The following is a 14,225-nucleotide window of genomic DNA, read 5'->3' as shown; positions in this document are numbered from 1 at the left end:
GCTCCGTTCGCGCTGACCACCGCGGCGGCGCTGACCGTGGTCGCGCTGCTCATCGGCCGGGGTACCGGCCTGGCCTGACCGGGCGTCGGTAGGCTGTGCGCACCCACCGCCCGAGTCCGTTGTTGAGGAGCGTGCCACCGTGACCGGTGCTTCGCCCGTTGCCCGCCGTCGCGGCACCCTGATCGGGGCGCTGCTGCTGCTGGTGGCTGTCACGACGAGCGGGTGCGGGGCCGGGTTCAACGACCAGAGCCAGAAGCCGTTCGCGCCGAGCATCGGCGCGGTCGGCCAGATCGGCGCGGTCAAGGTGCTCAACTCGGTGGTGGTCACCGACCCGACCGGCGCGACCGCCGGCCAGCTGCTGTCGGTGTTCGTCAACACCGGCTCCACCCCGGACGAGCTCACCGGCGTCGAGGTCGAGGGCGGCTCGGCGATCACCATCCCGGGCGGCTCACTGACCCTGGACCCGCTGGTGGCCAACGGGTTCGGCGACCCCTACACGAACATCGCCAGCCTGACCTCGCTGTCGAAGACGCCCGGCCAGCAGGTGCTGGTGCGCTACACCTTCCGCAACGCCGGCGTGCTGCAGCTGAGCACCCTGGTCGTCGACCCGGCCAACCTCACCGGCGGCGACTGACCGGTCAGGGATCGAACTTGTAGCCCAGGCCGCGCACGGTGACCAGGTGCACCGGGTTGGCCGGGTCCGGCTCGATCTTGGCCCGCAGCCGCTTCACGTGGACGTCGAGGGTCTTGGTGTCGCCGACGTAGTCCGAGCCCCAGACCCGGTCGATCAGCTGCATCCGGGTGAGCACCCGGCCGGCGTTGCGCACGAGCAGCTCGAGCAGGTCGAACTCCTTCAGCGGCATCGGCACGACGGAGCCGGTGACCGACACCACGTGCCGCTCCACGTCGATGCGCACCGGGCCGGCCTCGATCACCGCGGGCAGCAGCTCGTCGGTGTCGCCGCCGCGGCGCAGCACCGCGCGGATGCGGGCCACCAGCTCCCGTGAGGAGAACGGCTTGGTCACGTAGTCGTCGGCGCCGAGCTCGAGGCCCACCACCTTGTCGATCTCGCTGTCCTTGGCGGTGACCATGATCACCGGGACGTTGGACCGCTGCCGCAGCGCGCGGCAGACCTCGGTGCCGGGCAGCCCGGGCAGCATCAGGTCGAGCAGCACGAGGTCGGCCCCGGACCGGTCGAACTGCTCGAGCGCATCGGGTCCGGTGTCGGCGACCGCCACCTCGAACCCCTCCTTGCGCAGCATGTAGGCCAACGCGTCGGAGAAGCTCTCCTCGTCCTCGACGACGAGCACGCGGGTCACGGGACCACCTTCCGCAGGGCGACTGGCTCGGCCGGAGCCTCGACCGGCTGCTCGGCCGGCTCGGTGTGCGCCGGCAGCCGCAGGGTGAACGTCGAGCCGGAGCCCTCGACGCTCCACACCGCGACCTCGCCGCCGTGGTTGGCGCAGACGTGCTTGACGATGGACAGCCCCAGGCCGGTGCCCCCGGTGGCCCGGGACCGTGCCGGGTCGACCCGGTAGAACCGCTCGAAGATCCGCTCGAGGTCCCGGGCCGGGATCCCGATGCCCTGGTCGGTCACGCTCACCCCGACGGTGTCCCCCGCCCCCTGGACGGCGACGACGACGTGGGTGCGGTCGGGGCTGTAGTTCACCGCGTTGAGCAGCAGGTTGCGCACCGCCATGGTGAGCTGCTCCCGGTCGCCGTGGACGACCCGGTGCCGCTCCCCCGCGACCCGCAGGTCGATCGCCTTGGCGGTGGCCATGGTGCGGACCCGGTCCACGGCGTCGGCCACGACGTCGTCCAGCTGCACGACCGTGGCGTGCCGCATCGGGTCGTCGCCCTGCAGTCGGGACAGGTCGATGAGCTCGTTGACCAGGCTGGACAGCCGGGTGGCCTCGTGCTGCATCCGGCCGGAGAACCGCTTGACCGCCTCGGGGTCGTCGCTGGCCCCCTCGACGGCCTCGGCCAGCAGGGACAGCGCCCCCACCGGGGTCTTCAGCTCGTGCGACACGTTCGCCACGAAGTCGCGGCGGACGTCGTCGACCCGGCGCGCGTCGGAGCGGTCCTCGGCCAGCACCACGGCCAGCTCCGCGGTGAGCGGGGCGACGTGGACGGCGACCGGCAGGCCGCGGGCGCCGCGCCGCCGGCGCAGCTCCACCTCGAGCGAGCTGCTGCCGCCGTCGGCGTGCACCGCGCGGATGGACTCCAGCACCGCCGGGTGGACCACCCGGCCGTCGCGCACCAGCCCCCAGCTGAGCGCCGGTGGCGTGGCCCACACGGCCCGGCCCAACCGGTCCACGACCGCGGCACCGCCGGGCAGGATCGACAGCACCGCGGTGGCGCCGTCCGGGAGTCGGTCCTGCGGGTTCCCGGCGTCCTGGCCCGCAGCGGACTCGACGCCGGGCCGGGAGCGCAGCCACGCCGTCGCCGCGCCGGCACCCACGGCCAGGCCGAGGGCGCCCGCGGTCAGCGCCGAGGTCGGGTCCACGCCTCGATGGTAGGAGAGCCGGGACCCCGGCGACGCCCGCGGCGGCGCCGCCGCCGGTCAGCCGTCGCCAACTGTTCACCTGGCCCCTGGGGTCCGTTCACCCACCTCGTTCGGGCCCCGGCAGCCGTGGTCGTACCCTGACCTTGACCATCCGGGACCGGTCCGGGCAGATCTGAGACGAGGAACCATGCGCGACGCCTACCACGAGTCGCTCGACGCGGTCACCGACGAGCTGGTCACGATGAGCCGGCTGGTCGGGTCGATGATGCAGCGCGCGTCGGTCGCGCTGCTCGAGGCCGACCGCGCCCGGGCCGAGGCGGTGATCGCCGCGGACGACGAGGTCGACGCCGCCTGCCAGGAGCTCGAGCTGCAGACGACCGAGCTGATCGCCCTGCAGCAGCCGGTCGCCACCGACCTGCGGATCGTGCTCAGCGCCATGCGGATGAGCAGCACCCTGGAGCGGATGGGTGACCTCGCCCAGCATGTCGCCAAGTCGGCCCGGATGCGCTACCCGGACTGCGCCGTCCCCGAGCCGCTGCGGCCGCAGTTCACCGAGATGGCCGCGGTCGCGGACCGGATGGCCGCCAAGATGGGCGACGTCATCGCCTCCAAGGACCTCGACCTGGCCCGCGAGATCGAGTCGGACGACGACCGCATGGACGCCCTGCACCGCGAGGTGCTGGACGTCCTGCTCCGCCAGCCGGGCTCCACGCCGATCGGCGAGGCCGTCGACATCACCTTGCTCAACCGGTACTACGAGCGGTTCGCCGACCACGCGGTCAACATCGCCCGCCGGACCATCTACCTGGTGATCGGCGAGCGCGCTGACGCCTGACTGCGGTCCATGATCACCGTTTGCGGTCGGATCAAGCCATTGCGCGGCGTCTTCGGTCCGTAAACGGTGATCTTGGACGACGGCGAGCCGAGCGGGTCAGCGACCCTGGTTGGCCACCGCCTGGATCGCGGCGGCGGCCGCGTCGGCGTCCAGGTACTCCCCGCCGACCACGGTCGGGCGCAGCTGCTCGTCCAGGGAGTACAGCAGCGGGATCCCGGTGGGGATGTTCAGCGCGGCGATGGCCCCGTCGGAGATGCCGTCCAGGTGCTTGACCAGCGCGCGCAGCGAGTTGCCGTGCGCGACCACGGCCACGGTGCGCCCGGTCCGCAGGTCCGGCACGATCGCGTCGTACCAGTACGGCAGCATCCGGTGGACGACGTCCTGCAGGCACTCGGTGCGCGGCATCAGCTCGGGCGGCAGGTCCGCGTACCGGGGGTCGCCGGCCTGGCTCCACTCGTCGTCGTCCGCGAGGGGTGGCGGCGGGGTGTCGTAGGAGCGGCGCCAGCGCATGAACTGCTCCTCGCCGAACTGCTCGAGGGTCTGTTTCTTGTTCTTGCCCTGCAGCGCGCCGTAGTGCCGCTCGTTCAGCCGCCAGTGCCGCCGCACCGGGACCCAGTGCCGCTCGCACGCGTCCAGCGCCAGGTTCGCGGTGGTGATCGCCCGGCGCAGCACCGAGGTGTGGACGACGTCCGGCAGCAGCCCGCGCTCGGCCAGCAGGGCGCCGCCGCGCACCGCCTCCGCCGTCCCCTTCTCCGACAGCGGGACGTCGACCCAGCCGGTGAACTGGTTCTTCGCGTTCCAGTCGCTCTCACCGTGGCGGAGCAGGACGAGGGTGTAGGGCGTGCTCATGCTCCCCAGCCTACTGAGGGCCTACTGGGCCGGCAGGTGGCTGCCCGGGGGATGGGCGGCCAGGGTGACCCCGACCTCGAAGAGCACCAGCAGGATGCCGACGACGAGCAGCGCGACCCAGCTGGGCCAGATCAGCAGGACGAGGGCGGCCACCACGGCCCCGCCGATGCGCAGCGGGTCGAGGTACTGCGCGACCCAGGCCGCGAAGCCCTCGTCCTGCGACGTCTCGCGCACCTTCGCCACACCGGTGCGGGTCCAGCGGGCCACGCTGGCGCGCAGCCGCACCGGGAACCGTCCGGGGCCGATCAGGTACATGACCACGGCCAGCACCAGCCCGGCCCAGAACAGGATCAGGGCGAACTCGCGCAGCGAGGTGAACAGCGTCTTCAGCGCCGCGGTCGACGCGTCCGCGAGGTAGGCGGGGGTGATGCCCGCCACCGCGTTGCGCATCACCCCGCGGACCACGAAGAAGACCAGCGCGGTGAAGCCGGTGGTCCACAGCCCGATCTGCAGCAGGGTCCGCCGGCGGCCCGGGGTGATCACCAGCGCCAGGATGAGGGCCAGCAGCGCGAGCAGCACGACGAGCACGGTCGACGTGTTGACGATCTTCACGCCGCTCTGGGCCGCCGTGAGGTCCGACTCGTTGGCGATCGGGATCTGGGCGAAGTCCGGCGGCAGGTCCACGCCGAGGTAGGTCGAGACCGCGGACCGGATCCGGTCCAGGCTCGCATTCGCGGGCAGCTGCAGGGCGATGGTCTGCCCGAAGATGGTGGGCAGCTGGGCGCTGAGGTTCTGCAGCACCTCGTTGACCACCGGGATCAAGTCGATGACGACCTTCCCGTTGACCACCGCAACCGCCTGGTTGTCGCCCTTGAGGACGGACACGACCTCCTGGTGGGACAAGGTGAGCGCCTGGTCCCAGACCTTGGTGAAGGCCGCCGAGCCGATGACCTTGCGGACCTGCTTGTCGATCACCGTCTGCATGCCGGAGGAGATCGGCGCGGCCAGGAACTGCAAGTTGTCCGGCAGGGCCGCGGCGACCTTCGGCTGCAGGTAGCCCGCCAGCTGGGTGCTGACCTCGGTGGCGATGGCGTCCTGCACCGCGGGCTGTTCGATGACCGGCCCGACCCTGGCCACGAACTTGTCGGTGTTCAGCGCCGTGCGCGTCGTCCACACCGAGACCACCGCAGTGATCATCAGCAGCCCGGTGAGGAACGCCAGGATGGCGGCGATGACAGCGCGCACCCGGTGCCCGCGGGCCGGGGGAGCGCCCGCGGTGGCCAGCTGCTGCTTCAGCGCCTCGTTCTCCGCGCGCAGCCGGTCGAGCTCGGTCTGATCTTGCGGCAGCTCAGCAGTCATGCCTCGGACGCTAGACCCGCCTTCACGGGGCCGGAATCACCCGCGGGGGATGACCTGCGGCTCAACCCCGGCGGCTGGGGTCGGCGAACCGGGCGAACGCCTGCAGGTTGGTCAGCGGCTCGCCGCGGCGCTGCCGCCACCCCCACTCCCGGCGGATCGAGCTGGCGAAGCCGATCTCCAGCAGCTGGTCGAAGCTCTCGTCGGCGTAGGTGAGCACGCAGCCGAGCAGCCGGTCCACCTCGTCGGCGGTGACCGCGGCGAGCGGCACCCGCCCGACCAGGTACACGTCGCCGAGCCGGTCCACGCTGAAGTGCACGCCGTAGGTGCGGGCGTTGCGCTCCAGCAGGGTGCGGTAGAACGCCGCGTGGTTCTCGTCCGGCTGGCGGATCACGAACGCCTCGACGAGCAGGCTCTGCTCGGTCACCACCAGCCAGGTGTTGGTGGCCAGCTTGTGGGTTCCGGCCAGGGTGACCAGGAAGGCCCCCTCGCGGGGGTGCTCGAAGGGCACCTCGGCCTGGGTCAGCGCCTCCTCGACGAGCGCGTCCAGGTCGCTCATCGGGCCGCTGCCCACGGCTCCCGACGGGCCAGCCGCGCGGCCAGCGCCTCGCGGTAGACCTGGGTCATGGCGGCGGCGGTGGCCGACCAGCTGAACGCCGTGGCGTGCCGACGGGCGCCGTCGCCCAGCGCGGCCAGCCGCCGGGGGTCGCCGACCAGCGCGGCGATCTCGCGGGCCCACCGCTGCGGGTCGTGGCCCTCGACGAGGACGCCGGACCGCCCGTCGGCCACCGCCGTCCGCAGCCCGCCCACCGCAGCGGCGACCACCGGGGTGCCGCAGGCCTGGGACTCCACGGCGACCAGCCCGAACGACTCGTTGTACGACGGGACGACGGTCAGCGTGGCCGCGCGGTACCAGTCGGCCAGCTCGGCCTGCGGGACCGGCGGCGCGAACCGCACCAGGTCGCGGATGCCGAGGTCGCGGGCCAGGTCGTCCAGGTGGGTGGGGTGCTCCAGCCCGCTGCCGCTCGGGCCGCCGACCACGGCGACCACCAGCCGCTCGCGCAGCGCGGGGTCGACCGCGACCAGCCGGGCGGCCGCCCGCAGCAGCACGTCGGGGGCCTTGAGCGGCTGGATCCGGCCCACGAACAGCAGCACGACGGCGTCCACGGGCAGCCCGAGCCGGGCCCGGGCGGCGGCCCGGTCGCCCTCCCGGAACACGTCGAGGTCGACGCCGGGCGAGACGACGAACACCCGCTCGGGGTCCGCGCCGTACAGCCGCACGAGCGCGTCCGCCTCGTGGTCGGCGTTCGCGACGTGCGCGTCGGCCAGCTCGACGACCTGTTCCTCGCCGATCAGCCGGGCCGACGGCTCCGGGGTGTCGCCGTGGGCCAGCGCGGCGTTCTTGACCTTGGCCATGGTGTGCATGGAGTGCACGAGCGGCACGCCCCAGCGCTCGGCGACCAGCGTGCCGACCTGCCCGGACAGCCAGTAGTGCGAGTGCACCAGGTCGAAGTAGCCGGGGTCGTGCAGCGCCTCGACCCGGGCCACGCCGCGGGTGACCGCGCACAGCTGGGCCGGCAGGTCCTGCTTGGACAGCCCCTCGAACGGCCCGGCGACCACGTTGCGCACGCGCACGCCGTCGGCCAGGTCGACGACCGGGGGCAGCCCGCCGCGGGTGGCCCTGGTGAAGATCTCGACCTCGGTGCCGGACGCCGCCAGCCGCTTGGCCAGCTCGACCACGTAGACGTTCATGCCCCCGGCGTCACCGGTCCCCGGCTGGTCCAGCGGGGAGGTGTGCACGGACAGCATGGCGACACGGCGCGGCACGTCCAGCCGGACCGGCACCACCGTCATCCGCGCGCTCCTTGTTCTAGGCGAACCAGTTCGAGGGTGATCCCCAGCGTCAACCGCAGGAGATCCTCCACGATTCCCCCGCCTGCTGCCCAACGAGCGAGTCAGCCCAGTTGCTCCAGCTCGGCGGAGACGATCGCGTGCGCCGCGGCGCTGAGCAGCACGAACCGCACCTCGGTGACGCTGCGGGTGGGGGTCGCGGCCACGGTGCGGACGGCGATCCGGGCGGCGTCGTCGGCCGGCCAGCCGTAGGCGCCCGTGGAGATCGCCGGGAACGCGACCGAGGTGGCGCCCAGCTCGTCGGCGACCGCCAGGCAGGACCGGTAGCAGGAGGCGAGCACCTCGGAGCGGTCCTCGCGCGGCGAGTGGACCGGGCCGACCGTGTGGACCACCCAGCGGGCCGGCAGCCGCCCGGCGGGGGTGGCCACCGCCTGCCCGGCCGGCAGCCCGTCCGGGTAGGCGCCCTCGCGCAGCGCGAGGCAGGCCGCCAGGATGTCCGGCCCGCCGCGGTGGTGGATGGCGCCGTCCACCCCGCCGCCGCCCAGCAGCGTGGAGTTGGCCGCGTTGACGATGGCGTCGACGTGCTGCTCGGTGATGTCCCCGACGACGGCTGTGAGCTGGGCGGTCATGGGCCTAGCCTGCACCGGATGACCGACGATGGGGTGGCCCGCACCGACCGGCTGGTGCTGCGGCCGTGGCGGCACGACGCGGTCGAGCCGATGGACGACCGGTACCGCCGCGAGGAGGTCTGGCGCTGGCTGGGCGCCCAGCCGGCTCCCCCGGCGTCCGTCGAGGCCATGCACGCCACCGTGGACCGCTGGGCCGCCCGCGCCGACGGGCCGTACGGGGTCTGGGCGGTCGTGCCGGTCGCGGTGGGCGCGCCGGTGGGCACGGTGCTGCTCGTGCGGCTGCCGGACGCCGACGGCCGGCGCACGGACGACGTCGAGGTGGGCTGGCACCTGCACCCGGACCACTGGGGCCACGGGTACGCCACCGAGGCGGCGCGGGCCCGGCTCTCGCGCGCCTGGGACGCCGGGCTGAGCGAGGTGTACGCCATGGTGCACGCGGCCAACGAGCGGTCGGTGGCGGTCACCCGGCGGCTGGGGATGGCACCGATCGGGCTGACCGACCGGTGGTACGGGGTGGAGCTGGCGGCGTTCCGGGCCGGCCGGCCGGCGCTCTAGCCGTGGGCCGGGTCGGTGATCCGCACCCGCAGCCGGCGGAACCCCTTGCCCTTGTTCTCCACCTTGACCACCTCGATGCCGCCGATCTGGGCGGTCGAGGCGACGTGGGTGCCGCCGTCGGCCTGCACGTCCAGGCCGTTGATGTCGACGATCCGCACGACCCGCAGGTCGGGCGGCAGCAGGTTGGTCGCCGTCCGGATGATGTCCGGGATCGCGAACGCCTCGTCGCGGGGCAGCGAGTAGACGGCGATGCCCCGGTCGGCGGCCACCTCGGTGGCGCAGGCGGCCGCGACGCGGTCCCTGAAGTCGGTCGGCAGCTCGGGCAGGTCGAAGTCCATCCGGGCCTCGAGCGGCTGCATGCTGCCACCGGTCACCAGCGCGCCGAAGTCGCGGAACACCACGCCGGAGAGCAGGTGCAGCGCGGAGTGGGTGCGCATCAGCGCGGTGCGCCGGTCGTCCTCGACGGCGCCGCGCACGGCGGTGCCGGGCGGCGGCAGCGGGTCACCCTCGGCGGCCACCAGCCACTGCTCGCCGTCCGCCGTGCGGGCGTCGACGATGCGGGTCTGGACGCCGCCCCACAGCAGCACGCCGTGGTCCGGCGGCTGGCCGCCCCCGCCGGGGTAGAACGCGGAGGTGTCGAGGACCACGGCGCCCTCGCCGGAGGCCAGCACGACGGCGTCCCACTCGCGCAGCGAGGCGTCGTCGAGCTCGAGGCGCTGGGTGCTCACCAGGGGCCGTAGGGGCCGTCGCTGGACGACCGGCCGCCGCGGCCGCGCCCACCGCCGAGGGCCTGCAGCTGCGGCCGGATCCCGTACAGGTAGACCAGCGACGCGGCGGCGCCGCCCACGACGAACAAGCTGAGCGGGTTCCGCGCCACCAGCGAGGCTCCGGCGAGCAGACCGAGGATGAGCAGCCAGACCACCTTGTCCAGCTTGCCGACCGCCTTGAAGTGCGCCGCCGGCCGGCGGGCCGCGTCCACGAACGCCCAGATCTCGAGCGCGAAGACGACCGCCCACAGGGCGAGGTTGACCAACTGGAACACGCTCATGCCTCCAGGGTAGGCGAATCTGCCGTGAACGCCGTTTGCGGTCCGATCCCGCCGTCCGCCGGCTGGTTCCGACCGCTAACGGTGATCATGGACGGCACAACGGCACGGGGCCGCCCCACCCGTTCGGTGGGACGGCCCCGGTCGGCACCGTGTGCGGGTGCCTGGTCGGCGGAAAGGGGTTAGGCGCCGACCTGCTCGGCAGCCACCTCGACCGCGGTGACGGTCTTCTCGGCGGCCTTGCGCGCCGACGTGCCGGCCGCCTTGGCCGCGGTGCGGGTGCGGGCGGCCGACGTGCGAGCCTGCGTCCCGGTGGCCTTCGCCGAGGTGCGGACCTGGGTGGCCTGCTTGCGGGCGGTGGTCCCGGCCGCCTTGGCCTTCGCCTCGGCGACGCTCACCTGGTGCGTGGCGTCCTTGACGGCCGGCTCGCGCCGGATCCGCTGGATCAGCTTCTGGCCGCGGGCGGCCAGCTCGTCGTAGGTCTCCTCGACCTGCTCGACCAGCTCGTGCGCGCGGGACTGGGCGGTGTCCGGCAGCTCGGCGACCGCGGTGCGGACCGCTTCGACCCGCTCGGTGGCGCGGTCTTGCAGCTCCTTCGGCTCCACCCGCAGCGCGCGCAGCTTCTCGCCGGCCTGGCGCATGGTGTGCACGGCGAGGTCGCCGACGCCGGCCACGGCGTACACCGGCTTGGTCTCGGTCAGGTCGACGACCGTCTTCCTGAGGTCCTGGGTGATGGGCATGGTGATCCTTCTTCCGGTTGCGATGTCTTCAGTGGTCGTCGTCCAACGCCTCTGTGTTCTGCCTGCAGAACGACTCGTAGACGTCCAGCAGTACTCGCTTCTGCCGCTGCGACAGGTGCGGGTCGCCGAGGACGGCCGCGGCGACGACCTGCTCGCCCTCGCGCTCCTCGAGCAGCCCCGCGCGCACGTACAGCGTCTCCGCGCTGATCCGCAGCGCCTTCGCGATCTGCTGCAGGATCTCCGCGCTCGGCTTCTTCAGGCCGCGCTCGATCTGGCTCAGGTAAGGGTTCGACACGCCAGCCGACTTCGCCAGCTGGCGAAGCGAAACCTCCGCCTGCTCACGCTGCTCGCGGATGTACTCCCCGAGCGACGCGACGTTCAACGTTGGCACACAAGCATTGTCTCACAAAGCGCTTGCTAAAGCAAGCGCCTGGTTAGCACCCATCGCCCGCGGCGGCGGATCAGGGCAGGACGGCGCGGACGGCGCCCACCGGCAGCCCCCCGCCGAGCAGCCCGTGCTCGGACTGCGCCTCCAGCACGGGCGCCGTCACCCCGAGCCGGCGCAGCACCGCGGCCATGAGCACGGTCCGGGCCCGCTCGGCGCCGTCGTCGATCTTCAGCGCGACCGCGCGGCCGTCCGGCAGGGCCGCCGCGTAGACACCTTCGGCGCCGTCCTTGGCCAGCAGGCCGGGCACTCCCGCCATCAGCGCGGTGACGTCGCGCCGGGTGCCGCCCACCCACTGCGGGTAGGCCCGCATCGCGTCCGCCACCCGCCGCGAGGGCGTGCCCGGCTCCGCTCGAACACAGGCGGCGAACGCCCGGGCCAGCCCGGTCAGGGTGAAGGCGAACACCGGGGCGCCGCAGCCGTCCACGCCGATCGCGGCCACCGGCTCGCCGGCCAGCCGCTCGGCGGTGCGCAGCAGCGCCTGCTGCAGCGGGTGGTCCGGCTCCCGGTAGGTGGACGTCGGCCAGCCGGCCGCCACGGCGGTGGCCAGCATGGCGGCGTGCTTGCCCGAGCAGTTCATCGCGACCGGCTCGGGGCCGCCGCCGGCGCGCAGCCAGTCCCGGCGGGCCACCTCGCCCAGCGGTAGGTCCGGCGGGGTCTGCAGGGCGGCGACGGTCAGCCCGGCGGAGGCCAGCACCCGGCGGACGCCGTCCAGGTGGAACGGCTCGCCCGAGTGCGAGGCCCCGGCCAGCGCCAGCAGCTCGTCCTCGAGCGGGAATCCGGCCTCGACCATGCCGACCGCCTGCATCAGCTTGTTCGACGAGCGGGGGAACACCGGGACGTCGACCGCGCCGACCGCGAGCAGCACCGAGCCGTCGGCGTCCAGCGCCACGACCGACCCGTGGTGGTGGCCCTCGACGAACCCCGAGCGCACCACCTCGGCGACGACCGGCAGCGGCGGCGCGCCCGGACCAGCGCCAGCCCCGGGGCCCACCGTTCTAGTCGCGCTCGGTCTTCAGCAGCTCGTCGACCGAGGCTTCGCCGTCGCGGTAACGGCGGGTGATCTCGGCGGTGAGCTGGTCCATGACCTGCTGCACCCGGTGCCGGATCCCGCTGACCGTGCGCTCGAAGCCGACCAGCTCCTCGTGCCCGGCGGCCAGCTGCGCGTCGGTCATCGCGCCGACGTTCGACAGCGCGGGGTCGGAGATGACCTGCTCGACCCGCCGGCGGTTCTCGGCCACCCGGCTGGGCTCGACGTTGAGGTAGCGGCCCAGCCCGTGCGGCGCCGGTCGGCCCTCCCCGCCCAGCACCTGCGGCAGCTGGTCCACCAGCGAGTCGGCGTCGCCACGGGCGGACCCGCGGCGCTGCTGCTCGGCCCGGATGATGTCCATGCGGCCCTGCAGCAGCCGGCGGATGTAGGACAGGTCGGCGTCCTCCTGCTCGGCGTCGAACCGGCGCTGCCGCACCTCCTGCAGCGTCATCTCGGTCAGGCCGTCAAGGAAGCCCTCCCCGAGGACCCGGTCGACCCGCCGCCGACCGCCAGACATCGGCTCACTCATCCGACCTCTTTCCCCCCTCGATCCTTCACCCTGAGCATCGACCGGGCCTCCGCCGGGGTCAGCGCCGGCCGCAGTGCGAGCCGGGCCAGGTCGCGCGCCCGCTCGACCAGCTGGACGTTGTCCCGCACCGGCTCGTTCGGAGCGTAGGTGAGGGTGTCCTCCATGCCCACCCGCAGATGGCCGCCGGCGGACAACGCCGCCAGCGCGACCGGCAGCGTGGTCCGCCCGACCCCGGTCGCCGACCAGGTGGCCCCGGCCGGCAGCGCGCGGACGGCGGCCACCAGGGCCTCGGTGGTGCCCGGCATCCCACCCGGCACCCCCATGACGAGGTCGCAGTGGACCTGCCCGCCGTACGGCGCCCCGAACGTGTCCAGCAGCCGGTTGAGCGCGGTGACGTGACCCAGGTCGAACAGCTCGAACTCGGGCACGACCTCGGCCGCCTGGGTCCGCTGGTACAGCTCGACCATGAACGGCCACGGGTTCAAGAAGACGTCGTCCCCGAAGTTGACCGTGCCGCAGGTGAGCGAGCAGGAGTCCGGCTCGGCGTCGAGCACCGCGAGCCGGGCCTCGTAGGGGTCGCGCACCGAGCCGCCGGTCGACAGCTGGACCACCAGGCCGGTCTGCTCGCGCAGCGCGGCGACGGTGTCCTTCAGCCGGACCGGGTCGAGGGTGGGGGCGGCCTCCGCGTCGCGGATGTGGACGTGGATCATGGCGGCGCCCGCGGCCTCGCACGCCTGGGCGGTTTGCACCAGTTCGTCCGGGGTCACCGGCAGCGCGGGAGCGTCGGCCTTCGCCGTCTCCGCACCGGTCGGGGCGACCGTGATCATGGTTCCTGAGGGGGCCACAGGGTCATGGTGTCACGTTCCGCCGACGACCTGCTCACCATAGGTCACCCGCACGCCGCAACCGGGCCACAGACAGGGCTCAACAAACCGGCCGACGCTGCCGATGGGACGGATATCCACTGCGGAACCATCCACGGCGGGCGGGCCCTGGGAGGGAGGATCAGCATGCTCGACGGCGACCTCCTGACCGGTCCGCTCGAGCAGGTGTTGCTGGACCTCGGGGCGCAGGGGTCGACCGGTTGCCTGCACGTCGTGGACGACTTCGAGGACGAGGCCGAGGTCTACTTCCGGGACGGGCTGATCTACTCGGTCTTCGTCCCCGGCCGTCGTCCGCTGATCGGCTCGCGGCTCATCTCCTCCGGCGTCCTCGCGCCCGAGACCCTGGCCGAGGCGCTGGAGGTCCAGCGCAGCGGCGAGCTGGTCGGCTGGCGGCTGGGCGAGCTGCTGGTCCACCTGGGGTTCGTGGAGCGGGAGGTCGTCGAGGCGTTCGTCTCCGAGCAGCTCGTCGACCAGCTGACCGACCTGATGGGCTGGCGCGTCGACTCCTGGAAGTTCCGCCCCCGCAAGCTGGCCCGCCAGGACGTCTCCCCGCCGCAGGAGGTGCACGCCCTGCTGGGCGAGATCCGCGAGCGGCGGACGCACTGGGGGCAGCTGCGCGGCCTGATCGGGACGCCGGAGTCGGTGCCGGTGCTCGCCAGCAGCGGCGCGACCAGCGAGGACGTCCTCATCGGCCCCGGCGAGTGGGCGATGCTGTGCAAGGTGGACGGCGACCGGTCCATCGCCGACCTCGCCATCGACTGCGGCTTCACCCTCTACGAGGGCGCGCAGGTGATCGGCAGCCTGGTCGAGGCCGGGCTGGTGGACGTCGACCGGACGCTCACACCGGTCCCCGACCTGCCGGCCGAGGAGCCCTTCGAGGACGCGGTCGACGAGCCGGTCGAGGACGCGGCCGACGAGCCGGTCGAGGACGCGGTCGACGAGCCGGTCGAGGACGCGGTCGACGAGCCGGT

18 protein-coding genes are annotated in these 14,225 nt (G+C 73.4%); 4 read left to right on the top strand and 14 right to left on the bottom strand.

The genetic code is table 11. The annotated features are described in order from the left end of the window. The first annotated feature begins 139 nt into the window (after positions 1 to 139). Entirely contained in the window at positions 140 to 634 is a 495-nt protein-coding gene (locus VIM19_14960) for a hypothetical protein (GenBank protein HEY5186163.1), read from the top strand. 4 nt (positions 635 to 638) lie between these two features. Here VIM19_14960 and VIM19_14955 read toward each other — a convergent pair whose 3' ends face one another. Both VIM19_14955 and VIM19_14950 read right to left on the bottom strand, forming a co-directional pair. Beyond that, entirely contained in the window at positions 639 to 1,319 is a 681-nt protein-coding gene (locus VIM19_14955; GenBank protein ID HEY5186162.1) for a response regulator transcription factor, read from the bottom strand. Further along, positions 1,316 to 2,506 (bottom strand): ATP-binding protein, encoded by a 1,191-nt coding sequence (locus VIM19_14950; protein ID HEY5186161.1) that lies wholly within the window; start codon positions 2,504 to 2,506, stop codon positions 1,316 to 1,318. Before VIM19_14950 ends, VIM19_14955 begins: the two co-directional genes overlap by 4 nt. A gap of 187 nt (positions 2,507 to 2,693) precedes the next feature. Between VIM19_14950 and phoU the strand changes: the two genes are divergently transcribed. Beyond that, a complete protein-coding gene (phoU, locus tag VIM19_14945; GenBank protein ID HEY5186160.1) occupies positions 2,694 to 3,341 on the top strand; it encodes a phosphate signaling complex protein PhoU in 648 nt (215 codons plus the stop codon). 96 nt (positions 3,342 to 3,437) lie between these two features. Here phoU and VIM19_14940 read toward each other — a convergent pair whose 3' ends face one another. From VIM19_14940 to VIM19_14920, 5 genes are all read right to left on the bottom strand, one after another. After that, positions 3,438 to 4,190 carry a phosphoglyceromutase gene (locus VIM19_14940; GenBank protein ID HEY5186159.1) on the bottom strand — a complete coding sequence of 251 codons (753 nt, stop codon included), beginning with the start codon at positions 4,188 to 4,190 and terminating at the stop codon, positions 3,438 to 3,440. 21 nt (positions 4,191 to 4,211) lie between these two features. After that, positions 4,212 to 5,549: a hypothetical protein gene (locus tag VIM19_14935; GenBank protein HEY5186158.1), complete on the bottom strand. Its 1,338-nt coding sequence runs from the start codon at positions 5,547 to 5,549 to the stop codon at positions 4,212 to 4,214. A 61-nt stretch (positions 5,550 to 5,610) separates the two neighbouring features. Then, positions 5,611 to 6,105: a YbjN domain-containing protein gene (locus VIM19_14930; GenBank protein ID HEY5186157.1), complete on the bottom strand. Its 495-nt coding sequence runs from the start codon at positions 6,103 to 6,105 to the stop codon at positions 5,611 to 5,613. Further along, positions 6,102 to 7,400, bottom strand: a complete 1,299-nt coding sequence (mshA, locus tag VIM19_14925; GenBank protein HEY5186156.1) for a D-inositol-3-phosphate glycosyltransferase — start codon at positions 7,398 to 7,400, stop codon at positions 6,102 to 6,104. The genes VIM19_14930 and mshA overlap by 4 nt, the downstream gene beginning before the upstream one ends. A 101-nt stretch (positions 7,401 to 7,501) precedes the next feature. Beyond that, a complete protein-coding gene (locus VIM19_14920) occupies positions 7,502 to 8,026 on the bottom strand; it encodes an O-acetyl-ADP-ribose deacetylase (protein ID HEY5186155.1) in 525 nt (174 codons plus the stop codon). Positions 8,027 to 8,044: 18 nt separating this feature from the next. On the opposite strand from VIM19_14920, the gene VIM19_14915 reads away from it, so the two are divergent. Then, a complete protein-coding gene (locus VIM19_14915) occupies positions 8,045 to 8,581 on the top strand; it encodes a GNAT family N-acetyltransferase (GenBank protein HEY5186154.1) in 537 nt (178 codons plus the stop codon). Here the strand turns inward: VIM19_14915 and VIM19_14910 are convergent. From VIM19_14910 to VIM19_14880, 7 genes are all read right to left on the bottom strand, one after another. Beyond that, complete coding sequence (locus tag VIM19_14910; protein ID HEY5186153.1) at positions 8,578 to 9,309, bottom strand: alanyl-tRNA editing protein; 732 nt, start codon at positions 9,307 to 9,309, stop codon at positions 8,578 to 8,580. The two genes, VIM19_14915 and VIM19_14910, sit on opposite strands and share 4 nt — an antisense overlap. Next, positions 9,306 to 9,629 carry a DUF2516 family protein gene (locus VIM19_14905; GenBank protein HEY5186152.1) on the bottom strand — a complete coding sequence of 108 codons (324 nt, stop codon included), beginning with the start codon at positions 9,627 to 9,629 and terminating at the stop codon, positions 9,306 to 9,308. Before VIM19_14905 ends, VIM19_14910 begins: the two co-directional genes overlap by 4 nt. A 179-nt stretch (positions 9,630 to 9,808) precedes the next feature. Further along, a complete protein-coding gene (locus VIM19_14900) occupies positions 9,809 to 10,366 on the bottom strand; it encodes a hypothetical protein (protein HEY5186151.1) in 558 nt (185 codons plus the stop codon). A 28-nt stretch (positions 10,367 to 10,394) separates the two neighbouring features. Beyond that, positions 10,395 to 10,757 (bottom strand): helix-turn-helix transcriptional regulator, encoded by a 363-nt coding sequence (locus tag VIM19_14895; protein HEY5186150.1) that lies wholly within the window; start codon positions 10,755 to 10,757, stop codon positions 10,395 to 10,397. A gap of 70 nt (positions 10,758 to 10,827) precedes the next feature. Beyond that, positions 10,828 to 11,805 (bottom strand): asparaginase, encoded by a 978-nt coding sequence (locus VIM19_14890; GenBank protein HEY5186149.1) that lies wholly within the window; start codon positions 11,803 to 11,805, stop codon positions 10,828 to 10,830. A 4-nt stretch (positions 11,806 to 11,809) separates the two neighbouring features. Continuing rightward, positions 11,810 to 12,370 (bottom strand): aerial mycelium formation protein, encoded by a 561-nt coding sequence (locus VIM19_14885; protein HEY5186148.1) that lies wholly within the window; start codon positions 12,368 to 12,370, stop codon positions 11,810 to 11,812. Continuing rightward, entirely contained in the window at positions 12,367 to 13,197 is an 831-nt protein-coding gene (locus VIM19_14880; GenBank protein HEY5186147.1) for a 3-keto-5-aminohexanoate cleavage protein, read from the bottom strand. Before VIM19_14880 ends, VIM19_14885 begins: the two co-directional genes overlap by 4 nt. 183 nt (positions 13,198 to 13,380) lie before the next feature. Between VIM19_14880 and VIM19_14875 the strand changes: the two genes are divergently transcribed. Further along, the coding region (locus VIM19_14875; GenBank protein ID HEY5186146.1) for a DUF4388 domain-containing protein at positions 13,381 to 14,225 on the top strand (845 nt) is incomplete at its 3' end.

The sequence above is a fragment of the Actinomycetes bacterium genome, from assembly GCA_036510875.1.
GTDB lineage: Bacteria > Actinomycetota > Actinomycetes > Prado026 > Prado026 > DATCDE01.
The sequence above is the reverse complement of the archived record's forward strand: the minus strand, read 5'-3'. Positions and strand labels throughout refer to the sequence as shown.